Annotated in this window: 17 protein-coding genes and 1 pseudogene; 12 read left to right on the top strand and 6 right to left on the bottom strand. The window is 63.7% G+C overall.

Translation table 11 applies throughout. The features are described from left to right. Positions 1-116: 116 nt before the first annotated feature. From KHO22_RS26465 to KHO22_RS26450, 4 genes are all read right to left on the bottom strand, one after another. Positions 117-1,514 carry a patatin-like phospholipase family protein gene (locus KHO22_RS26465; protein ID WP_211950139.1) on the bottom strand — a complete coding sequence of 466 codons (1,398 nt, stop codon included), beginning with the start codon at positions 1,512-1,514 and terminating at the stop codon, positions 117-119. Positions 1,515-1,594: 80 nt separating this feature from the next. Further along, the gene (locus KHO22_RS26460; RefSeq protein WP_211950138.1) at positions 1,595-2,962 is read right to left on the bottom strand and encodes a TolC family outer membrane protein; all 1,368 of its coding nucleotides are present in this window, start codon (positions 2,960-2,962) and stop codon (positions 1,595-1,597) included. 28 nt (positions 2,963-2,990) lie between these two features. Further along, on the bottom strand, positions 2,991-6,044 hold the full coding sequence (locus KHO22_RS26455) for an efflux RND transporter permease subunit (RefSeq protein ID WP_211950212.1): 3,054 nt from the start codon (positions 6,042-6,044) through the stop codon (positions 2,991-2,993). After that, a complete protein-coding gene (locus KHO22_RS26450; protein ID WP_211950137.1) occupies positions 6,041-7,147 on the bottom strand; it encodes an efflux RND transporter periplasmic adaptor subunit in 1,107 nt (368 codons plus the stop codon). Before KHO22_RS26450 ends, KHO22_RS26455 begins: the two co-directional genes overlap by 4 nt. Positions 7,148-7,659: 512 nt before the next feature. Here KHO22_RS26450 and KHO22_RS26445 point away from each other — a divergent pair. Continuing rightward, on the top strand, positions 7,660-8,421 hold the full coding sequence (locus KHO22_RS26445) for a TetR/AcrR family transcriptional regulator (protein ID WP_230427034.1): 762 nt from the start codon (positions 7,660-7,662) through the stop codon (positions 8,419-8,421). A 36-nt stretch (positions 8,422-8,457) separates the two neighbouring features. On the opposite strand, the gene KHO22_RS26440 is transcribed toward KHO22_RS26445, so the two are convergent. After that, entirely contained in the window at positions 8,458-9,102 is a 645-nt protein-coding gene (locus tag KHO22_RS26440; protein ID WP_211950136.1) for a TetR/AcrR family transcriptional regulator, read from the bottom strand. A 337-nt stretch (positions 9,103-9,439) separates the two neighbouring features. On the opposite strand from KHO22_RS26440, the gene KHO22_RS26435 reads away from it, so the two are divergent. The 10 genes from KHO22_RS26435 (at position 9,440) to KHO22_RS26390 (ending at position 19,546) form a co-directional block, all read left to right on the top strand. Further along, positions 9,440-10,264 carry a GntR family transcriptional regulator gene (locus KHO22_RS26435; protein ID WP_211950135.1) on the top strand — a complete coding sequence of 275 codons (825 nt, stop codon included), beginning with the start codon at positions 9,440-9,442 and terminating at the stop codon, positions 10,262-10,264. Positions 10,265-10,472: 208 nt separating this feature from the next. Continuing rightward, on the top strand, positions 10,473-11,021 hold the full coding sequence (locus KHO22_RS26430; RefSeq protein WP_211950134.1) for a 2,4'-dihydroxyacetophenone dioxygenase family protein: 549 nt from the start codon (positions 10,473-10,475) through the stop codon (positions 11,019-11,021). A 143-nt stretch (positions 11,022-11,164) separates the two neighbouring features. Beyond that, a complete protein-coding gene (locus KHO22_RS26425) occupies positions 11,165-12,265 on the top strand; it encodes an SMP-30/gluconolactonase/LRE family protein (RefSeq protein ID WP_230427033.1) in 1,101 nt (366 codons plus the stop codon). A 98-nt stretch (positions 12,266-12,363) separates the two neighbouring features. Then, a complete protein-coding gene (locus KHO22_RS26420; protein WP_211950209.1) occupies positions 12,364-13,617 on the top strand; it encodes a CaiB/BaiF CoA transferase family protein in 1,254 nt (417 codons plus the stop codon). Further along, on the top strand, positions 13,610-14,377 hold the full coding sequence (locus tag KHO22_RS26415) for an enoyl-CoA hydratase/isomerase family protein (RefSeq protein WP_211950133.1): 768 nt from the start codon (positions 13,610-13,612) through the stop codon (positions 14,375-14,377). The genes KHO22_RS26420 and KHO22_RS26415 overlap by 8 nt, the downstream gene beginning before the upstream one ends. 10 nt (positions 14,378-14,387) lie before the next feature. Further along, the gene (locus KHO22_RS26410) at positions 14,388-16,178 is read left to right on the top strand and encodes an acyclic terpene utilization AtuA family protein (protein WP_211950132.1); all 1,791 of its coding nucleotides are present in this window, start codon (positions 14,388-14,390) and stop codon (positions 16,176-16,178) included. Next, positions 16,175-16,990: a GntR family transcriptional regulator gene (locus tag KHO22_RS26405; RefSeq protein WP_211950131.1), complete on the top strand. Its 816-nt coding sequence runs from the start codon at positions 16,175-16,177 to the stop codon at positions 16,988-16,990. The genes KHO22_RS26410 and KHO22_RS26405 overlap by 4 nt, the downstream gene beginning before the upstream one ends. Before the next feature lie 39 nt (positions 16,991-17,029). After that, positions 17,030-17,791: a cupin domain-containing protein gene (locus KHO22_RS26400; RefSeq protein WP_211950130.1), complete on the top strand. Its 762-nt coding sequence runs from the start codon at positions 17,030-17,032 to the stop codon at positions 17,789-17,791. Positions 17,792-17,846: 55 nt separating this feature from the next. Then, on the top strand, positions 17,847-18,839 hold the full coding sequence (locus tag KHO22_RS26395; RefSeq protein WP_211950129.1) for a Bug family tripartite tricarboxylate transporter substrate binding protein: 993 nt from the start codon (positions 17,847-17,849) through the stop codon (positions 18,837-18,839). 185 nt (positions 18,840-19,024) lie between these two features. Then, positions 19,025-19,546: a YbhB/YbcL family Raf kinase inhibitor-like protein gene (locus tag KHO22_RS26390; protein WP_211950128.1), complete on the top strand. Its 522-nt coding sequence runs from the start codon at positions 19,025-19,027 to the stop codon at positions 19,544-19,546. 84 nt (positions 19,547-19,630) lie between these two features. Here KHO22_RS26390 and KHO22_RS32650 read toward each other — a convergent pair. Beyond that, a pseudogene (locus KHO22_RS32650) lies at positions 19,631-19,929 on the bottom strand (Hsp20/alpha crystallin family protein); the annotation flags it as partial. Between the two features lie 559 nt (positions 19,930-20,488). Between KHO22_RS32650 and KHO22_RS26385 the strand changes: the two are divergent. Further along, positions 20,489-21,142, top strand: coding sequence for a TetR/AcrR family transcriptional regulator (locus KHO22_RS26385; RefSeq protein ID WP_230427032.1), 654 nt, complete (start codon positions 20,489-20,491; stop codon positions 21,140-21,142). The last annotated feature ends 115 nt before the right edge of the window (positions 21,143-21,257 follow it).

Genomic DNA, 21,257 nt, shown 5'->3' with positions numbered 1-21,257 from the left:
AAGCATGAATTGCGGTGTCGAATTTTCAGTCGAGCCTGCCGATGTACGTCTGGTGAAACCAGTCGCCTCTCGCGAAATGATCGCGTCGCAGTCCGACGCGCAATGGGCCGATTGCATTATTCGGCGGGACCCGCGTGCAGGCTCGGCCTGGTCTCCGCCCGTTCCAGGCTTTCTCTCAGCCGCAGGAATTCGGCCGAATCGCGCAGCGCCGAGCGGCCCGCTTCCACCAGCTGATGCGCTTGCCCCGGCAGGATCGTCAGCGCCGTCGGTACCTGAAGCAGCGCCTGACGGACTCCCGGGTCCTTCACGTCGCGCAGGCTGACACTGATCACATGAATTTCCGCATCCGGCGCAAACGGGCTATCCTTCGTGCCACGCACTGCGGTCAACTCCTTGGCCCAGCGGCGGACGTTGTCATCCATTGCCGCGATGGTTTCACCGGTCGCGCGGGAGCCGGCGCCGAAGATCAGAGAATCCAGAACCTGTGGTGTCACAGGCACCCGGTCGCTACGGTCAATGCGCTCCGCGGTGTCGCGTTCTGAATTCACGCTGATCAGCACAATCTTGCGTATCGAGCCTGCAGGCAGATTTCCGAAGCTCGCGTCGAGCGAGCCGCGCGCCGCGGTACGGTCCAGCAGGCCCCGCACGCCCAGGTTGTCAACCAGGCCACCGTCGACAAGATGCAGGTACGGCCGGTTCTCGGCGTCGAGATAGCTCTGCGCACTGGCATGCAGCATCCTTGCCTGCAGATTGCGGTCGCTGCGTACAGCGTCGGCCAGTTGGGCGGCCTGGGGACAGGCACCGGCATAGTTGCGCAGCGTCACGGGACTGAGCAAGATCGGAACCGATGACGACGCGGCCACGGCAAATGACAAGGGCACGCTGCCAAGGTCGGAGCAGATCAGGGCAAACTGCTCAGGGGTGAACTCGAACGCCGCCCCGGTGGTAAGGTCGGTTGCGGTCACCAACAGATGCGGCCCACGGCTTCGGGCGCGCAGGTCACCGAAGGTCTTGCCCCGGTAGAGCGCCTCAAGTTTTTCCTGCAGGACATTGGTGCGGCCGAACCATGGCGAGGTCATCCTGTACAGCGTGCCTGGCGCCAACACATGGCTGACGAGGCCACCCTGGAAGTCCGTCAGCAGGAATTCGGGCTCAAAACGCGTCAGGGTCTCGTCGCCGAACGCCGCGAAATACGCAGCCAGCACGCTGCCGCCCGACACGCCACTGACCAGGCCGACCTCATCCAGCAGCGTCGTGCTGCGGCCTTCCCAGTCGAAACGCGTGGCTTTCATTTCCTCCAGCACGCCGAGGCCGAACGCCGCTGCTCGCGCACCGCCGCCGGACAGCGTAACGGCTGCGATGATGCTCGGCGGTCGCGACTGTTCCGGCACCTGCACGGGGCTCGTCGACGGAAGCGGGGATTCCGCGGCAATCGGCTCGTTGATCCAGGGCCGCGCGGTCGAGCAGGCCGCCAGTGCGACGGCCGCGATCAATACCGTCAGGCGGCGAGCCATGCCAGTTGCCTTGTGTGCCAGCGGCGCCGTGGGTTGCGGTGTGGTCGAGGCGCAGGCGACGTTCGTCTGTCTTGCGCGCATTACGACGCCAGCCACGCGCTCAATGCGCGCAGGCTGTCCTCATTCAGTTCGCCGGCCGCCGCTTCCAGTCGGAGGCGACCCATCAGATAGTCGACGCGTGCCTGGATCAAGTTCAGCTCCGCCGTATACATGCGCTGCTGCGCGTCGAGGACATCCGGCTGCGTACGCGTACCCACGTCGCGCCCGAGGGTGGTCGACTCCAGGGCGCTGCGCGCAGACACGAGCGCCTGCTCGAGCGCAGCGATACGAGACACACCAGTCTTTACTGCCAGGAACCCGTCCTGCACCTGCAATCTCACGTCACGTCGCGCGGCGGCAAGTTCCTGCTCGGCCTGGCGCCGCTTTGCGGCGGCCTCGCGCTCTCGCGAATCGATCCCGCCGCCGGCGTAAATCGGGATATTGAGCTGGAGTCCGATCAGCGCCGTGCGGTTGCCCTCCCGCGCCACCAGCGGCGACAGGTTGCCGTTCTGGTCCTCGGTGCCATAGCCGGCCACCAGGTTCAGCGTCGGCCGGCTCGCGAGACGAAACTTGTCGATTTCCGCCCCGGCAATTTCCAGCTCGGATTGCCTGGTCTTGACCACGGTGTTCCGGTCCTCGCCCCTCATCTGCCAGGCAGTCAGATCGTCCGGCAGCGGCGGCTGCGCGGCAAAGGTCGGCGCCAGAGCCGAGAGCCGATCGGGCGCAACACCAATCGTCTCGCGATAGCTGGCGCGTCGCAGTTCGAGCGTCGAGGTGGCCGACACTTCCCGCGCCTCCACGCCGTCGAGCCGTGCCTGGGCTTCCTGCAGGTCCGTGATCTTGCCCTGGCCGACGTCAAAGCGCGCTTTGGCACGGTCACGCTGCTGTCCCAACGCGCGCTTTTCGGCCTGTACTACGCGCAGCGTCTCTTCCGCCACCAGGACACCGAAATAGGCATCTGCCACCCGCAGCGCGAGACTCTCTCGGGAGTGATCGAACTGCGTCCGGGCGAGTTCGGACTGCTCGCGCAATTGCCGCCTGGTTGCACCCGCGGCCTTGTCGTAGAGCGGTTGCACCAGCTGCACCGATGCCTGCCTGACCGTGCCATTGGTATTGGACGGGGCCAGCCCGGACAGCGGCGCCGGCAGGTCGGCGGAAGAGCGATTGTTGATCCGGGACGCGCCAGCCTGCAGGTTGATGCGCGGACGCAGCAATGCGTTGCCCTGCACCGCCTTCTCGCGGCCGGCGGTCAGCGCTTCGTCAGCGGCGAGTGCTGCCGGATCGTTGTGCAATGCCTGCGAATAGGCTTCAACCAGGTCCATCGCGCCCGCCTGTCCGGCACCGGCTGCCAGAAACAGGGCGAACGCCGCCTGCGCCGCCCGTCGGGCGGTGTTTGAAATGGTCTTCATTGGAGAATCTCTTTGTCTGGAATGCCCGTCAGTTCGAGCCAGGGCGTCGGGCGTGGTAACAGGCCGCGTATAGCGCTGGCAGGAAAACCAGGGTCAGCAACGTTGCGACGGCCAGGCCGCCCATGATGGCCCACGCCATCGGACCCCAGAACACCGAATGGGTCAAAGGCACCATGCCAAGGATGGCGGCCAGGGCGGTGAGAACGATAGGCCGCAGTCGACGTACGGCGGATTCAACGATGGCCGTCCACAAGGGCACGCCCGCCGCCACGTCGTGGTCGATTTGCACCACGAGAATCACCGAGTTGCGGATGATCATGCCGGCCAGCGCAATCACCCCCAGCATCGCCACGAAGCCGAAAGGGATGTGGAAGGCCGCCATGATCGCGCTCACACCGATCAGGCCCAGCGGCGCGGTCAGCAGCACCATGCCCGTCTTCTTCATGTCCTGCAGTTGGATCATCAGAAGCAAGAGCACGATGATGACGGTCACTGGCATCACGGCAAAGACGGACTTTTGCGCTTTCGCACTCGATTCGGTCGCGCCACCGACGTCGATGCCATAACCCAGCGGCAGTGCCCTGGTCAGCTCCTCGATCTTTGGCATCAGCACCCGCGTAACGTCCGGCGCCTGGCCACCCGAGACGTCGGCGCGTACGGTCAGTGTCGGGATGCGGTTGCGTCGCCAGAGTTCGCTGTCCTCGCTCTCCAGAGACAGCCTCGCGACCTGTGAAACCGGCACGAACTTGCCGTCGCGCAGATAGATCTTGGCATCCTTGAGGTTATTCAGATCTGTGCGTTCAGCCTCGACCAGACGCGCGACCACGTCCAGCCCCTGGTCTCCTTCGCGGTACTGGGTGACCGGCGTGCCGGACAGCGATGCCTGCAGCGCTTCCTTGATCTGACCCGAACTGACGCCGAGCACGCGTGCCTTGTCCTGGTCGACATCGACCTGCATGCGCTTGACCCGCTCGCCCCAGTCGACATTGACGCGGCGCAGGTTCGGGTTGTCACGCATGATGGCGGCCACGCGCTCTCCGATTTCGCGAACCTTGGCGTTGTCGCTGCCGAAGACCCGGAACTGGACGGGATAACCGACGGGCGGACCGTTCTCCAGCCGCAGAACCCGGCCCCGCACGTTCGCGAAGCGCTCGTCGAACAGCTTGTCGATCTTCGCCATGACCCGCTCGCGTGCCTCGCCACCCTTGGTCATGACCATCAACTCGCCGAGGTTGAGATTGGGCGTCTGTACGTCCAGCGGCAGGTAGAACCGGGGCGCCCCATTGCCGACGAAACTCGTGACGGCTTCGATATCGGCGTCGCGCTTGAGCAGGCGTTCGAGATCACGAACCTCGCGCTCGCTGGCGTCGAACGTCGAAGCCTTGGGCATCCACAGATCCACGATCAACTCGGGACGGTCCGATGCCGGGAAAAACTGCTGCGGCACGACCTTGAACAGGGCGAGCGAGCCGGCGAATGCCGCGAAAGTAATGGCGATCACCCAGCGACGGTGGGTCAGGCAGAAGTCGATGAAATGGCGGAACTTGACGTAGAAACCGCTTTGATACACCGCATCTTCGTCATGGGAAGCGTGCGCTTCCTGCTTGAGCAGCTTGAAACCGATATATGGAGTGAACAGGACCGCGACCACCCACGACAGCAACAGTGAAATGCCCACCACCTGAAACAGCGAAAACACATACTCACCGGTTCCCGACTTGGCAAAGCCCACTGGCAGGAAGCCTGCCGCGGTGATAAGCGTGCCGGTCAACATCGGGAATGCGGTCGCTGTGTACGCATAAGTGGCAGCGCGGAATTTGTCCCAGCCCTGTTCAAGCTTCAGGGCCATCATCTCGACGGCAATGATGGCGTCGTCAACCAACAGGCCGAGCGCAATGATCAGGGCGCCCAGCGAAATCCGCTGCAGCTCGATGCCGAGCACATACATCGCGAGAAAGGTCATGGCGAGGACCAGCGGGATGCTCATGGCAACCACCAGCCCACTGCGCACGCCCAGAGACAAGAAGCTGACAGCCAGCACGATCACCACGGCCTCGGTCAGGCTCTTCTTGAACTCGAATACCGAGTGCTCGACCACACGGGGCTGGTCGCTGACGGCATGAATCTCCACGCCGACTGGCAGTTCGGCGCGGATACGCCGCACGGTTTCGTCCAGCTGGCTGCCCAGGTGGATTACATCGCCCCCCTTGCGCATGCTTACCGCCAAGCCCATCGTCTCGGTACCGTTGAAACGCATGCGTTGTGCTGCCGGCTCGATAAAGCCTCGGTGGACCTCGGCAATGTCGCCCAGGCGGAAGGTCCGGCCGCCGGCATGGATGCCAATCGCGCGGATGTTGTCGACCGAATCGAACTCACCGCCCACTGTCAGGCGCACCTGCTCGCTCGTGGTCTGTACCGTGCCCGCAGCGGTCACCGCGTTGGTCTGGGCGAGCGTCGAGGCGATGAGGGCGGGATCCAGGCCCAGCGACGCCAGTTTGGCGGTGGACATCTCCACATAGATCTTCTCTTCCTGCTTGCCAATCAGGTCCACCTTGTTGACGTCGGACACACGCAGAAATTCGTTGCGCGCGGCGTCGGCGAAGCGGCGCAGGTCCTCATAGCTGAAGCCGTCTCCGGTCAACGCATACATGTTGCCGAATGTATCGCCAAACTCGTCGTTGAAGAACGGGCCTTGCGTGCCCTGGGGCAGGGTCTGCCGGATATCGCCCAGCTTCTTGCGTACCTGGTACCAAACGTCCGGAACCGCTTTCGGCGGCACGTCTTCGCGCAGGTTGACCTTGATCTGAGTCTCGCCCGGCTTCACATAGCTGGACGTGTAGTCGATCTCCGCGACTTCCTGCAGTTTGCGCTCGATCTTGTCGGTGACCTGATCCGCCATTTGCTGCGCCGAACTGCCGGGCCAGTAGGCCTGCACCACCATGGTCTTGATGGTGAACTCGGGGTCTTCTTTCTGGCCCAGGCTGGTGTAGGCCAGGATGCCGGTCACGGACAGCAGCAACAGCAGGAAGGCGATCATCTGCTGGTGCTTGAGCGCCCATTCTGAGAGATTGATGCCCTTCATTTGTCGCTCCCTGCCTGGGTCGCAGCCTCTATGACTTTGACGCGTTGACCAGCCTTGAGCATATGCACGCCCGCCGTCACCACGGTTTCGCCACCAAACAGGCCCGCCGTGACGAGTACGCTGTCCTTCTGCGCACTGCCAAGCTGGACGTCGCGCGCCTGGACACGCGAGCTCTTCGGGGGCACGATCCACACCTGGCTGCTATTGCCGCGGTCCACGATCGCGGTTAGCGGCAGCCGGATCGCTCGGTTCCCGTCCACATCCGGCGCGAACACCGACGCCGTCATGCCGAGTCGCAGCAGCGTCTCGTCAGGATGCTGAATCGAAATGCGCGCCGAATAGGTGCGCGTCACGCTATCGGTGTCCGGGGCCAACTCCCGGAGCGAGCCAGTCCAAGCCTTGTCCGGATGAGCCCAGACCGAGACCTGCAGAGCCTTGGCCTTGCGCAGTTCTTCGACGCGGGACTCCGGAATGTTGATCGCCACCTCGCGCTCACCGTCGGCCGCCACTGTCACGACGGACTGCCCCGCTGCCACGACCTGGCCGGCCTCGGCGCTGATTGTGCTGACCACCCCATCGCGGTCCGCCACCAGTGTGGTGAACCCCTCCTGGTTTGCATTCAGCCGCTGGCGCGCCAATGCAGAGCGCAATTGCGCTTCGGACTGGTCCAATGCGAGTCGCTGCTGGTCCAGTTCAGCCTGCGAAGCAAAATTGCGCGCCAGCAGTTGTTCGATTCGCTTTACATCCACACGCGCCTGCGCGACCCGGCTGCGTGCGGCGTCGACATCAGCGGAGGCGGCTGTCACTTGCAAGGCCTCCTGCGTCGGGTCAAGCCGTAGTAATACCTGTCCGCGCTTGACGTGGGCGCCCACGTCGACGAGCCGCGCGACGATCTTTCCGCCCGTACGGAAGCCAAGCTGGCTCTCGTACCGGGCGCGAATCTCACCTGAATAGCTCGCGCCGACGGTGCCAGAGGTCTGACCGGCAATGATGGTGCGCACCGGACGCACTTCCTCATGCTGAGGGGGCTCGGCCGGGGAACAGGCGGCGACCGCGTAGGCCGCGATCAGTCCAAGGGCTAGGGTTTTAGGGTTCAGGGTCAATTTCTGCCTTCCTTTCAGATCCGCTGCAGGGGCGGCCGTTGTGGGGTCCTGGCCGCCGTGCGCCAATCCGCCAAAAGTGCGTCGAGCCGCATGCAGCCCGGCTCGCCTGACGGGGTGGTCCAGTCGCTGCGGGATCGGGGCGTCGGTATCGACGGAACGAACTATATATCATCTTGAACTAAATGTCATGATGACGATTAGTGTAATATGCGAGGATGCGCAACTGGCACCGCCTCCTCTGGATGCGGAACAGAGGGCCGTGGCGAACGGCTCTTAAGTGTGGGGCGGCGTCGGAGCGCGGCAAAGCGCAGGCGGCCGTTAGGGATCTTGATGCGCCAAGTCGCGCTTCCTTCGATGCTTACAGCTGGAAGAGACGATGCGAGCCTTCGTCTCGCCCGGGAGCCAGGTACAGCGAGGAGGACCGGCGCGCCATGTTAGTTACGCGTATTGCACGACGCAGCAGGATGACGACGTCCGGTTGAACCTTTTTTCATAATGAACATAGTTGCACCATGACAAAACCGGCTATCTCACCGAAGACCGAGGCGGAGCGGAAGGAAGATCACCCGAACGATGAGTTCGATGTTGGAAGTCGGCCGCCGCAAATGGCGAACCATCGTCAGCGTGTTGGTGCCGAACGCCGCGAGCGAATGCGTTGGCGGCTTCTGCACAGCGCGCTGAAGCTGGTGGCGAGCAAGGGCCACGCCGCCATGTCGGTTGACGACGTGATCGGGGAGGCGGGCGTGTCACGCGGAACGTTTTACAAGTACTTTCCGTCTCCAGATGCCCTGATCCGGGTACTCGCCACTGAAATCGCCAACCAGATCGTCCGCACCGTCGATCCGTTGGTGCGCGGAATTGACGATCCGGCTCGGCTGGTGGCGCGCGGCATTCGGCTCGCGTCGCGGCTTGCCTTGCACTACTCGGCAGTCGCCGACTTTCTCGCGCACGTGGGATGGCCGGGCGAACAAGGGCCGAATATGCTGGAATTCGTGCGCACTGACATCGAGGAGGGCTTCCGGCAAGGGCGCTTCACGCGCATGCCGATGGCCATCGCGCTCAATATCGTTGTGGGGGCTGTGCTGGGCACGATCCAGCGGATGCGGGAATCGGATAGCCGGGAAGACTATTCAGAGCAAGCGGCCGCCATGGCGCTGCGAGCGCTAGGGATTGACGCACACAGCGCGGACGAGATCGCCCGGACGCTGCCCGATGGAGACGAGGCTCAGCTTGTCGGCGCCTTGGCTGCTACCCTTGGTATCGCGGCAGGATGAACCTGTCCGCCGACAACCCTGGCCGTATCCGACGAGTCAGGCGGAGGCACCGTTTGCGGACTCCGTTCGTGCTTGCGTCTTCGCCAGCATCGAATCGGGCGGTGCCGTCAGCTTTGGGACGGGCGCTTCTGTCAATGCGTGCGCCATGGCCGCGCCGATGCCGAGCCCGCGCAGCATGGCCTCGACAAGGGTTTCCGGATAGCGCTTAGCCGTGCGGCTGTTGGTCATCCGATGCACGGCAATGAGGCAGGTGCCCGCGATCAAGTCGACAGCGGCGTCGATCGGCATGGGGCTGAAGAACCCTCGCTTCTGGCCTTCCTTGAGGTCCGGCGGCAGGTAGTCGAACATGGCACTGCCCTTGCCAGCCAAGCTGAGGCCAGCGCTGCAAAGAAAGCGGGCGACGATCGGATACGACCGCACCAGGTGCAGGTACGATCGGACGCCGGTGGCCACTCGCAACGCCGGGTCCTCGATCCCGCCCACGGCGCCCTCGATCAGCGCCAGCATCTCGTTGCTCAATTCCTCGCTGACCCCCATCAGCAATTCCTCGTTGGTGCGGAAATAATTGTAGAACGAGCCTTTCGAGACTTCCGCCGCAGCGACCACTTCCGGAATGACACCGGCCCCAAGACCCTTCTGCGCGAACACGATCATCGCGCTTTCCAGCAGTCTCTTGCGCATGCGCGCGCGACGCTCGGCGGCGACGCGGGGACGGTGATCTGTGGGGGAGACAGGGGTAGGCATCTTGCAGTTATGGCCGTCCAGAAGCCGACGAGTTTACCAGTTCCGGGTCCTGGTCCGCCGTGGACATCTTCTCAGCAAGGGAACCAGGCTACCCCCGTGGTCCCCACGGCCGCCCGGGCGGACGAGAGCTGGGGGACGGATCTTCCGGGTCCGGAGCCACCGTGCCACATCTCGACTCCTGGGAGTCCAATCGACCGACGGCGGACGCCTGCCAGCTGACGGCCCCCCGTCCTTCTGGTGCATACTCCAAGGTTCAGAATGTCAGGCAATGGGAATGACGGACGATCGAACTACGGGGACTGAGCGGCCGGAACTGTCGGCTGAACGGGGCGTTGCGCAATATCAGCGGCTGGCTTCGTTGCTGAGGCACCGGATCGCAAAGGGCGAGTATCCGCTGGGCATGCTGCTGCCGCCGATCACGCAGCTCGCGGCTGACCTCGGCGTTGCCGTCGTCAGCGTCCGGCAGGCGTATGAGCTGCTTTCCAAAGAAGGGCTGATTCGCAGCCAGCGGGGCATCGGGACCCACGTGGCTGCCCTGCCCGCCGCCACGGGCGAGCTCGAACTGGCGATCAACGATCCGTTCGCTGCGCCTGAGGCGCTCGCCTTTGAGGTACTCGAAGTCCGGCGCCGCACCGGGGTGCCACAGGAACTGCTCGGACCGGGCGACCGGTCGGACGGCGAATACGTCTGTGTCCGCAAGCTGCACACCTATTCCGGCGAGCCATTCTGCTACGCGGAGATCTATGTGTTGGCCCCGGTCTTCGATGCCTTGCCCAAGGACACCGCCAGGAAGAAAAAGCTCCTCGCCGCGGTGCTCGATGAACTGGGCTCGCGGAGCAAGCGTGTGCGACAACGCATGACCGTGATGCCGGCGGATTTTCCCCTGTGCGACATGCTGAAGATCCCTTTCGCCGCACCCGTCGCGAAGATGTCGCGGCGCCTTCTTGACGGCAAGGGCAGCGTGCTGTACGCAGGCGTCACCTGGTATCGGGGTGACCGCTACGTCTCCGAAATCGACATCCCCGTGTCCGCCTTGAAGACGGCGCCGGCCATCACCGAACCCCAACGGCAAGCCGTTAGCGAGCGCAAGCAGGGCTAAAGCCTTCATCCAGTTCTAGGGTAAACGAGGGCGGTCAGCCCTCTCTAAAACTCCTAACATTCTAATATTAGAAGTTTAGGAGTTTTAGAAATGACATGCGGGGCCGGCATCGGGTCCGCGACACCGCCGGACCGGCGTGCCCCTTCCGTCTCATCAAAGGGCGGATTTCTTCCACTGTTTCTCATCCTCCAACAAACGGAGACAACTCATGACTGCAAGAATTCTCGCGCAGCCCACCACGTCCACCGGCGCCAAGCTGCCGCTGCCCGCCCTGCCGCAGGACAAGCTCCTGACCGTCAACATCGAGCAGATCCCGCTGATCAAGGATGTCTTTCCGGGCATCCACATCAAGCCGCTGCGCCTGGACCCGGAGCGCGGAGAGTGGGTCTTCATGGCCATCGTGGAACCTGGTTGTTCCTTGCCGATCCACTACCACACCGGTACGGCGCAGGTGTGGACGATCCAGGGCTGCTGGAAGTATCGCGAGTACCCCGACCAGCCGCAGACGGCCGGCTCTTACCTGTACGAACCCGGCGGCTCGGTGCATACCTTCTACACCCCCGAGGACAACACCGAGGACACCATCACCATCGCCTGGATCGAAGGCGCGCAGGTGAGCTTCAACGAGGACGGCACCTTCCACTCGCTCAATGACGCGCTCTCGATCCAGTACGCGATCCAGGCCCTCGCCGCGGCGCGCGGCATCGGACCCGTGCCCTACGTCCGCGGCAACGGTGCCGACGTTATCGAGGGATAAGAAGCGGCTTACACCATGGCAGGCCGCTCGCCGGCCTGCGCGGTGCCGTTCCTCTGCTCCTGATAGACCAGCGTATACGTCACCGATCAGATCAATCAGTAACGATCCATCAATCCGCGAGATTGAGCGAGTGCAATATGAGAATGATCAAAGCCCAGAGGATGCCGATACTGCCGATGCTGATTTTGCTCGTGTTGCTGGCGACGCCGCTGGCCGCAAGAGCCTGGGAGCGCGGCAAGGTTGAGACATTTGCCACTTTGCCCGCGGGTGAGGCGCATCCCGAGGGGATCACCGTGGATCGCGAGGGCAACGTCTACGTCGTCACGGTGGCGGCGAACAAACCCAGGACGAGCGAGGGCACGCTTCTTGTGTTCAACCCGCAGGGCAAGCACCTGCGCACCGTGCGCATCAAGGGCTCGAGCAGATTGTTGCTAGACCTCGGCTTCCATCCCCGGACTGGCCAGTTGCTCGTCGTCGATTACCTGGGCGCGAAGGTCCTGAGCGTCGATCCCGGAACGGGTGCCTCGTCCGTGTTCATGACAGTCACCAGCAAGAACCCCGGCCTCGACGGGATGACGTTCGACCCCGCAGGAAACGTCTACGTGACCGACGCCCACCAGGGCATCATCTGGAAGGTCGGACCCGACGGCGGCGAAGCGTCGGCATGGGTCACCAGCGCGCTGCTGAAGCCGACGCGGATCCCGCCGACCATCGGCGCCAATGGCCTGGCGTTCAACAACAGGAAGACGGCCTTGTTCGTCGCCAATACGGCGAACGACACTGTCGTCAAGATACCGGTGACCGGCTCGACGCTCGAGCCCGGCACGCCTGAAGTCTTCGTCAACCGAATTGGCGGCGGGCCCGACGGCCTGATCATCGACGAGCACGACAACCTCTGGATCGCGTGCAACCAGTCCAACGAGATTCTCGTGCTCGAGCCGGCGCAGGGGCAGGTGATCGCCAAGCTCGGCGACTTCGGTGGCATCGATCGCAAGGGGGCACCCATCGGCTTTCTCTGGTCGAACAGCCTCGTCTTCCATGGCGGCGACGTTCTCGTCACCAACCTCTCGCTCGATGTCGAGACGTCGCTTGCCCAACTCAGTGACGAGCTTGGCCTGGCGCATCTCAAGGACAAGAATCTGCGCACCATCGATGGACCGTGGGCACAGCGGGTGAAGCTCCACACCGTCTCGAAAATCAAGAAGCGGATACCAGCGCTGGCCGGGGCGGAGCTCGACCGATGACCGATGCATTGCTGCAAGCCCGATGTCGCGGCCAATCGACAGGGAACGGTGGCCTGCGGGCCAGCCGTCATACATTGCCCCACCGGGATGAAACGGATATGAAGAAAGAGCAGACAACGGGCCCGCTGGCCGGCGTGAAAGTCGTTGACATCACGTCAGTATTCATGGGGCCCTCTGCCACCCAGATGCTGGCTGACCTTGGCGCCGATGTCATCAAGGTCGAGGCGCCGAGCGGAGACAGTACGCGCGGCATCGGCCCCTGCGGCGATGAAAAGCTGGGGCCGCTCTTCCTGGGCCTGAACCGCAACAAGCGCAGCATCGTGCTTGACCTGAAAGCGCCCGAGGGGCGGGAGGCCCTGCTTTGCCTGGTACGGGATGCCGACGTGCTGGCCTACAACGTGCGTCCGCAGGCCATGCAGCGGCTGGGGCTTGACTATGAAACGCTGTCGGCCATCAATCCGCGCCTGGTCTATGTCGGCATGTTCGGCTTTTCGCAGCGCGGACGCTACGCGCCCCAGGCTGCCTTCGATGATCTGATCCAGGCCGCAACGGGCCTGCCGCTGGCCGTTTCGCTGGGCAGCGGCGACAGTCCCCGATACCTGCCAATCACCATCGCGGATCGCTCGGTGGGGCTCTATGCTTTCGGCGTGATCTGTGCCGCCCTGTATTCGCGGACGAGCACCGGAAAGGGCCAGCGCGTCGATGTCCCCATGTTCGAGACCATGGTTCCCTATGTGATGGGGGACCACCTGTATGGCGAGACCTTCGTCCCGCCAAAGGGCGGCTTCGGCTATCCGCGCCTGCTCTCGCCCGAGCGGCGCCCGTACCGGACGAAGGACGGACATGTCTGCTGCCTGATCTATCACGATCATCATTGGAAGGCGTTCCTCCAGGTCATTGGCAAGCCGGAGATGTACGACACCGATCCGCGCCTCGCCAACATGAACACCCGCACCGCCAACATCACCGACCTGTATGCCATGGTCAGCGACGAAATGGCCAAGCGCACCACCGAGGAATGGCGCACCCTGCTCAAGGAGGCCGATGTTCCGGTGTTTCCGATGCACACGTTCGAGTCGCTGCTGGACGATCCCCATTTGCAGGACATCGGTTTCTTCAGCGAATCGGACCACCCGGCCGTCGGGCGTATCCGGCAGATGGCGGTGCCCAGCGAATGGCATGGCACCCCACCGACAAGCCGCCGCCATGCACCTGGCCTGGGTGAGCACAGCCGTGAGGTACTGCGTGAGGCCGGCTATGACGACCCCGCCATCGACACGTTGTTCGCGTCAGGCATCTCCAGGGATGGGTCAAAGGCGCAACGAACCGATGGAGATACTCCCCATGAATGACGAACTGCTGAGCGAGGTCCGGGACGCAGCACTCTACCTGACCATCAACCGGCCGGAGCGCCGCAACGCCATCACGCCGGGGGTGCTGCAGGGACTTCGCGACGGCATCCTGCGCGCCAATCGCGATGCCGACATCCGCGCCGTGGTCATTACCGGAACGGGCGAACAGGCGTTCTGCGCGGGCGCCGATTTGCAGACCGGCAAGTCCTTTGCCTTCGATTACGCCGAGCCCTACCTGGGCATGGCGGACCTTTTCCGCTGCACCAGGCAGTCGACGGTGCCGCTGATCGCCCGTGTCAACGGCGCCTGCATGGCGGGCGGCATGGGGCTGATCGCAATGTGCGATCTGGCGATAGCTGGCGAAGGCGCTCGCTTCGGCCTGCCGGAGGTCAAGCTGGGCTTGTTCCCGGCGCAGGTGCTGAGCGTGCTGCAGCACTTGGTGCCACGTCGCACGCTCACCGAATTGTGCCTGTGCGGCGAACCACTGTCCGCGAGGGAAGCGCTGGCCGCAGGACTCGTCAACGATGTCAGCGACGATCTCGACGGCAGGCTGGATCTGCTGCTGACCCGCCTGCTGAACAATTCGCCCGCCGCCATCCGCCGGGGGCTGTACACGCTCAAGCATATGGAAACCATGTCGTTCGAGCAGTCCATGGCGTTCACCGAAAGCCAGATCGGGCTGTTTGCACTGACCGAGGACGCGCGCGAAGGCCAGCAGGCATTCCGCGAGAAGCGCCAGCCCATGTGGACTGGCAGATAGGGAGATGGGAATGGACGCGAAAACGGTACGCATTGGCGGGGCTTCCGGCTTCTGGGGCGACAGCAGCGTAGGCGCGCCGCAGCTTGTGCGCCACGGCGGTATCGATTACCTGGTGTTCGACTACCTGGCCGAACTGACCATGTCGATTCTGGCCGCTGCCCGCTTGCGCAAGCCGGAACTGGGTTACGCCACCGATTTCGTGACGGTGACAATGAAGGCCCTGATCGGAGAGATCGCGGCACGCGGCATCCGCGTGGTCAGCAACGCCGGTGGCATGAACCCGCACGGGTGTGCGCAGGCCATTGCCGCGCTGGCGGCGGAACAGGGCCTGACGCTGCGCATCGCGGTGGTGGAAGGCGATGACGTGATGCCCCTGCTTCCCCAGCTGCGCGAAGCCGGTGTGCAGGACATGCAGAAAGGCCGCCCACTGCCGGAGAAGGTGGTCAGCGCCAACGCGTACCTGGGGGCCTTGCCGATCAAACAGGCGCTGGACCAGGGCGCCCAGATCGTCATCACCGGACGCTGCGTGGACAGTGCCGTGACACTCGGCGTGCTGATGCACGAATTCGGCTGGCATGCGGACGACTATGATCGCCTGGCCCAAGGCAGTCTGGCCGGCCACATCATCGAGTGTGGGTGCCAGGCCACGGGCGGCTTGCATACCGACTGGGAAAGCGTCCCGGACTGGCACGACATCGGCTATCCGGTGGTCGAATGCCGTGCCGACGGCACCTTCCTTGTCGGCAAGCCGCCCGCCACCGGGGGACTGGTCAATACCGCCACGGTCGGCGAGCAAGTGCTGTACGAGATCGGCGACCCGGGCACCTACCTGCTGCCAGACGTCACCTGCGATTTCACCCAGGTAAACCTGCGGCAGGCCGCACCGGACCTGGTGGAAGTCAGCGGCGCACGCGGGCGGGCCCCGGGCAATGCCTACAAGGTCTGTGCCACCTATGTCGACGGCTTTCGCTGCAACGCGCAGCTTTCCATCGTCGGCGTCGACGCGGTGGCCAAGGCGGAACGCACGGCGGAGGCGATCCTGGCCCGCACGCGCAAGCTTTTCGATGAGAACGGGTGGGGAGACTATAGTCGGACCCGGATCGAGGTGCTGGGAGCGGAGTCCTGCTTTGGGCCACATGCTGCCGTCCGACATACCCGCGAGGTGGTGATGCGACTGGCGGTCATGCATCCCGAGAAGGCGGCGCTGGAACTGTTCGCGCGGGAAATTTCCGCTGCGGGGACCAGTTGGGCGCCGGGCACGACGGGCTCTACGGGCGGACGTTCCAGTCCCTCGCCGTCGATTCGACAATATGCATTCCTGCTCGACAAGACCGCCCTGACCCCGGCGGTGGTGATGGATGGCGTACGCACCGGCGTGGCCGTTCCTTCGGGCGGACAGCCGGTCCCGGTCGCGCCGGTGGCGCCTGCACTCGCGGAAGCGCCCGGCACGGGCCCGGCAGAACACGATACCGTGGAAGTTCCGCTGATCCGGCTTGCCTATGGCCGCAGCGGCGACAAGGGGGATACCTCGAACATCGGGCTGATCGCACGCCGGCCGGCGTATTTGCCCGTGCTGCGGGCCCAAGTGACCGCGGCCCGCGTGGCCGACTGGCTGGGGCACCTTGTAGCGGGGCCGGTGACCCGCTACGAATTGCCCGGCTTCGAGGCCATGAACATTGTTTGCGAGGCGGCCCTGGATGGCGGCGGCATGGCGTCGCTGCGCAACGACCCGCTCGGCAAGGGCATGGCGCAGATCCTGCTCGCCATGCCGGTGCGCGTGCCGCGAAAGCTGTTGTCATGACGAAGCATGCACCCAACGCAGCTGCCAACGAAAGCCTCGTCCTCGCCGACGACAGCACCGGAGGCGTGACACGATATCGACAACTGGCCAGCGTCATCCGACACAAGATCGTTTCGGGCGAGTACGAGGTGGGGACGCAGCTGCCAACCGTGGACAGCCTCGCGCAAGTCTACGGGATCGCCAAGGTCACCGTGCGCCAGGCCTTTGCCGCGCTGACGGAAGAGGGACTGGTCAGCAGCCAGCGCGGTCGTGGCACGCACGTCATCAGGCAGCCATCGGAACCCCGACAAGGGCTGCGCAACGCCATCAATGACGAATCAGCCCATGGCAGCGATCTGGAAATCCGCATCCTGGAAATGCGCAAGGGCGTGGCGTTGCGGCCAGGCTTGGTCCGGCGCGGCACGCCGCTGGACGGCTATGTCATGGTGCGCAAACTCCATGTACATGGCGGGACGCCATTCTGCCTGATCGAGATGTATGTGGCTTCGTCAGTCTTTGCCCGCTTTCCCCGCGGTAGCGAAAAGCACCACAAGCTCGGTCACCTGCTGCGCCAGGTCGAAGGCGACCGCCTTGGCATGATGCAGCAGACCATGACGGTCGAGCCGGCCGACTACATCCTGGCACGCGACCTCGCCTATGGCTTCGGGGCGCCAATCGCCAGGATCGTCCGATCGACGCTGGACGTCGACGGCAATGTGCTGCTGGCAGGGCAGTTCTGGTACCGCGGCGACCGTTTCATCCTGGACGTGGAGATGCCGGCCAGGCTGACCGAGCACTACCCGGCGCTGGCCATCCCCGACAGCCGCCGCTGAGCGCGACAGACTTCACCATTCGAGAGAGGAGACAACGGAATGACATCATCGTTTGTACGGAGGGCCACCGACGTGGCCGCGTACGCACCGGCCAACCACACCGGAACGGCGAACCAGCGCATCATCGGCAAGGAAACTGTCGGCGCGCGCCGGCTCGAGGTCCTGCTGGGCACGATTTCGCGGGGCCACGGGGCGTTGCCGCATGCTCACCCGGCCCTTGAGCAGGCGTCGTTCCTGCTCGCCGGCGAGGGTATCGGCGAACTACCCGGAAAGCAGCGCATCTTGCGCGCGGGGGACTGGAGCTTCAATGCGGCTGGCGTCTTTCATCGCTTCGAGGTCACCAGCGACGAACCGGTACGGGTGATGGTGGTCTACGCTCCGCCTTACAGCGAAAACCCGAACGCAGCAGTGACCGCGACCGGGCCGGACGACCCGCGCCTTCAGGCCGGTGCCGCCGATGTTCGCGACGTTCCTCCCAGCACCGAAGCGATCGGGCTGCCGCACTACCGTGGCGCGCTCGCCAGGCCCGTCATCACACGTCAGACCGTCGACTCGCGGTTTCTCGACATCTACATGGTAGAGCTGGATCCAGATGGCGGCGCCGAGCCGCACAGGCTTGGCGAGACCGAGCAGGTGCTCTTCGTGCGTAGCGGCTCGATCCACGGGCGCATCGAGGGAGAGAGCTTCGCCGCCGGGACCGGAGAGTGGGTCTATGTTCCCGACGGAGCGGAGCTCAGCCTCGAATCCGCAGGCGGCACGGGCGAGCTGATTGTCATTCGCGCACACGATCCGATGCTCTGACGCAAAAGCTCGGCCTAGTCACTCAATCAGATCCCGGGATGCGGGAAGAGACAAGATGATCCAGCGAATTCCACGGCGACGCATGCTCGCCCTGCTGTCCGGACTGACCGCTGCCTTCGGGGCGTCGCAACTGGTGTGTGCCGCTGGCCCGAACCAGTATCCGGACAAGCCGATCCGCGTGGTGGTGCCGTTCCCCGCAGGCAGTGGCACCGACAACACCGCGCGCTACATCGCGCGGACCATCACTACCCAGACCGGCCAGTCTGTCGTCGTGGAAAACCGTCCCGGCGCCAACGGGTTCATCGCGGCGACGGCGGTCGCGACAGCGCCCGGCGATGGCTACACGATGCTCATCACGACAAATACCACACACGCGGCCAATGCATCCCTGTTCAAGAAGCTGCCCTATGATCCCGTCAAAGACTACGCGCCGGTGTCGTTGATTGCCAAGAGTGGATTGGTCCTGGTGGTGCCGTCAGACAGCCCTGTGCAGAAGGTGGCAGACCTGACCACACTGGCAACAAACCGGCAAGGCAAGATGACCTTTTCCAGCGGCAGTTCCTCCACGCGGGTAGCCAGTGAACTCTACAAGATGATGAGCGGTGCACCGGCACTGGATGTGCCCTACAAGGGCGTGCCGCAAGCACTGACCGACCTGATGGGGCACCAGGTCGACTTCATGATTTCCGACATCAACCCAGCGCTGCCGCTGATCCAGAATGGCAAGCTGCGAGCAGTAGCCGTGACCACGTCCGGGCGCAATCCCCTGCTCGGTAATGTGCCAACCATGGCAGAAAGCGGCCTACCGGGGTATGAGATGACGGCTTGGGTGGCTGCGTTCTTCCCTGCCAATACGCCAAAGCCGGTCGTCGCGCGTATGAGCCAACTGATTCGTCAGGGGCTGACGGGCCCTGCAGCTATCGAGCACTTCAGCCGGACAGGTGGGCAACCCTCCCCTTCGACGCCAGAAGAGTTGGCAGCGTTCGTGCGCAGCGAGACAGCGAAATGGGCAAAGGTGATCAAAGCCGCCGGCATCGAGCCGGAATGACCATCTTCATCGGGAAGACGAGATCACGATCAAATAACGGGCAAGATGTGCCTGCCTGCTAGCGCTCCGATGACAGAGTCGTTTAGGAAGCTTCGCGCTATGCGTGCCAGGCCATCGATGGCGGCTCGGATGCAAGATTGGCCTGGGAGGCCCAGGCACAAGGAAGTTTCATGAAAGGAAATAGTATGGGCAATTTCACCATGACGTCCCCTGAATTCGAGGATCAGGATCCGCTGCAACTGGTGCATGAGTTCAATGGCTTCGATGGCGCGGGGCAGAACCGTTCGCCCGCGCTGCAATGGCAGGGCGCGCCGGAAGGCACCAAGAGCTTCGCGCTGACGCTGTATGACCCGGACGCGCCCACCGGCAGCGGCTTCTGGCACTGGATCCTGTTCGACATCGATCCGTCCGTCACCCGGCTCGCCGCGGGTGCAGGCTCGGCCGGAGCGACTGACCTCGGCGCCAGCGGCACTCAGGCTGCCAACGACTACGGCCTCACCGGCTACGGCGGACCCTGCCCGCCCGTGGGCTTGCCCGCGCACCGCTACATCTTCACCGTGCACGCGCTGAGCACGCCGAAGCTGGAGTTGCCGGCCAACCCGACCAATGCCGTGGTGCGCTTCGTGATCAACCAGAATACCCTCGCCGCGGCCACCCTGACCGGCCTTTACAAACGCTCAGCACGCGGTGTTGCGATGACTGTTTGAATGGCTCGCCAGCTGTGAAATCGAAGCAGTTTTCCGCCTTCGTCTAAACGGCTGCATAGACCGGTTCGCTAAGTTTTTCTACGCTGTGAATCGCTCTTGCGCGTATAACCGGACCTCCGGGTCATCCTCCGCTTGTGCCGCTTCGCGCTCGCCGTTGATGGTCAGCAAGCCTTTGTCCATCGACACCTTGACCCGATCTGGATCGAGCCCGGTGCGAACGCGACGATCTTGATGGAATCGTCCCTGGCGCCGATATCGACCGGGGAATGCCCCTAAGCGGCCGGAGCGGATGCTGGTTGGGAAGCCGCCGAACAAGCTCGCCATCTGCCTTGCACATGGTCGAGTTCGCTGAAGAGCTCAGTTCCAAGGAAACGATCGCTCATGGTCGTACCCTCCTTCGACGCAGCCAGGAGGCGAAGGGGCCTAAGCGTTCCCATCCGAAATAGTAATTGGCCACCCAGGGGACATCCCGGGGCCGTTCCGCGAAAGGACGGCGCCGGGCGATCCTGCTTCCGCGATCACGTTCCGGCACATTGGCTTGCATTCCATCAGAAGATTGCTCCCACTGACGGCACCGCCTTGTGTGCAGAATGAAGCGCACTTGTCATGCGCCGGGCTAGGCGGCGAGTGCTATTGCAGTTGCATCCCAGACACCCGTCGCCCTCGCGATCGTCCGGCGCAAAGGGTACATGGCTGGCGATCCAATTCTTCATTCAAATCATCGGCTTAGCGACGATGGGGCGGACTTTTTGCTTTTCCCCGTCAATCCTCTCTCTCGAGTCCCCCTCTTATGCTCGACCGTCCTCTCCACGAGAGGGACGAGCGGCGCGGGCTCACGATTCCAGCAAATCCCGCTTGACAGCCAACAGGCTGACTGTCTAATCTTGATTGCGACCACAATCAAAGCTGGACATCTGGCAGTCCGTGAGGCTTGAACGGAGCTTGAAGCACGAAATCACGCGCGGCATTCGCCAGTCTTCGCCGCACCCGTATCTGGAGAAGACCATGGTGTATGTCAAACGCGAGCAATCCGACGAAAACCGCGCAGCGCTGCTGGCTACGGCCGGCCGACTGTTTCGCGAACGAGGCATCGATGGCGTGGGCGTCGCGGAGATCGCGCGCGAAGCCGGGCTGACGCACGGGGCGCTGTATGCGCATTTCCGCTCGAAGGACGATCTTGCGACGGAGGCCTTTTCGCAGGGCCTGGCGCGCAGCCGCGAAGCGTTCCGTGGCGCGGCAACGGATCGCGACGGCAGCGTGTCGGGGTATCTCGACTATCTGCTTTCGCCGCTACGACGCGACGATCCCGGCATGAGTTGCCCGATGACTGCATCGGCCAGCGAAGTCGGGCGGCACGGAAAGGACATCAGTGCGCGGTTCGCCAAAGGGTTCCAGGACAAGGCGAGCGCATTCGAGGCCGTGCTTGACGACGCTATCCCCGATGCCGAACGGCGCCGCCTGGCGATGACCATCGTCGCGGCGGAAATCGGGGCAATGGCCGTCGCCCGTGCCGTCGCCAAGAGCGACCCTTCGTTATCCGATGAAGTATTGAAGGCCGTGCATGCCGTGCTGGTGAAAGCGTCAAAGGCGCAGTAAAGCGCTACTAAGAAGCGTTAGACAGCATGAGCGATGGGATCGACGTGGCACCCAAGGTCGGCGAGACGTTTGAGCAGGCGTCGAATTGTTTTCTCGGCATGATGGCGGTCGAAGT

It is taken from the genome of Cupriavidus yeoncheonensis (genome assembly GCF_905397275.1).
GTDB classification, from domain to species: Bacteria; Pseudomonadota; Gammaproteobacteria; order Burkholderiales; family Burkholderiaceae; genus Cupriavidus; species Cupriavidus yeoncheonensis.
The sequence above is the reverse complement of the archived record's forward strand: the minus strand, read 5'-3'. Positions and strand labels throughout refer to the sequence as shown.

What these genes read in the sequence shown, in the direction of transcription:
- KHO22_RS26465 (WP_211950139.1), bottom strand. Translation starts at nt 1,514, where the DNA reads ATGGCTCGCCGCCTGACGGTATTGATCGCGGCCGTCGCACTGGCGGCC.
- KHO22_RS26460 (WP_211950138.1), bottom strand. Translation starts at nt 2,962, where the DNA reads ATGAAGACCATTTCAAACACCGCCCGACGGGCGGCGCAGGCGGCGTTC.
- KHO22_RS26455 (WP_211950212.1), bottom strand. Translation starts at nt 6,044, where the DNA reads ATGAAGGGCATCAATCTCTCAGAATGGGCGCTCAAGCACCAGCAGATG.
- KHO22_RS26445 (WP_230427034.1), top strand. Translation starts at nt 7,660, where the DNA reads ATGACAAAACCGGCTATCTCACCGAAGACCGAGGCGGAGCGGAAGGAA.
- KHO22_RS26440 (WP_211950136.1), bottom strand. Translation starts at nt 9,102, where the DNA reads ATGCGCAAGAGACTGCTGGAAAGCGCGATGATCGTGTTCGCGCAGAAG.
- KHO22_RS26435 (WP_211950135.1), top strand. Translation starts at nt 9,440, where the DNA reads ATGACGGACGATCGAACTACGGGGACTGAGCGGCCGGAACTGTCGGCT.
- KHO22_RS26430 (WP_211950134.1), top strand. Translation starts at nt 10,473, where the DNA reads ATGACTGCAAGAATTCTCGCGCAGCCCACCACGTCCACCGGCGCCAAG.
- KHO22_RS26425 (WP_230427033.1), top strand. Translation starts at nt 11,165, where the DNA reads ATGATCAAAGCCCAGAGGATGCCGATACTGCCGATGCTGATTTTGCTC.
- KHO22_RS26420 (WP_211950209.1), top strand. Translation starts at nt 12,364, where the DNA reads ATGAAGAAAGAGCAGACAACGGGCCCGCTGGCCGGCGTGAAAGTCGTT.
- KHO22_RS26415 (WP_211950133.1), top strand. Translation starts at nt 13,610, where the DNA reads ATGAATGACGAACTGCTGAGCGAGGTCCGGGACGCAGCACTCTACCTG.
- KHO22_RS26410 (WP_211950132.1), top strand. Translation starts at nt 14,388, where the DNA reads ATGGACGCGAAAACGGTACGCATTGGCGGGGCTTCCGGCTTCTGGGGC.
- KHO22_RS26405 (WP_211950131.1), top strand. Translation starts at nt 16,175, where the DNA reads ATGACGAAGCATGCACCCAACGCAGCTGCCAACGAAAGCCTCGTCCTC.
- KHO22_RS26400 (WP_211950130.1), top strand. Translation starts at nt 17,030, where the DNA reads ATGACATCATCGTTTGTACGGAGGGCCACCGACGTGGCCGCGTACGCA.
- KHO22_RS26395 (WP_211950129.1), top strand. Translation starts at nt 17,847, where the DNA reads ATGATCCAGCGAATTCCACGGCGACGCATGCTCGCCCTGCTGTCCGGA.
- KHO22_RS26390 (WP_211950128.1), top strand. Translation starts at nt 19,025, where the DNA reads ATGGGCAATTTCACCATGACGTCCCCTGAATTCGAGGATCAGGATCCG.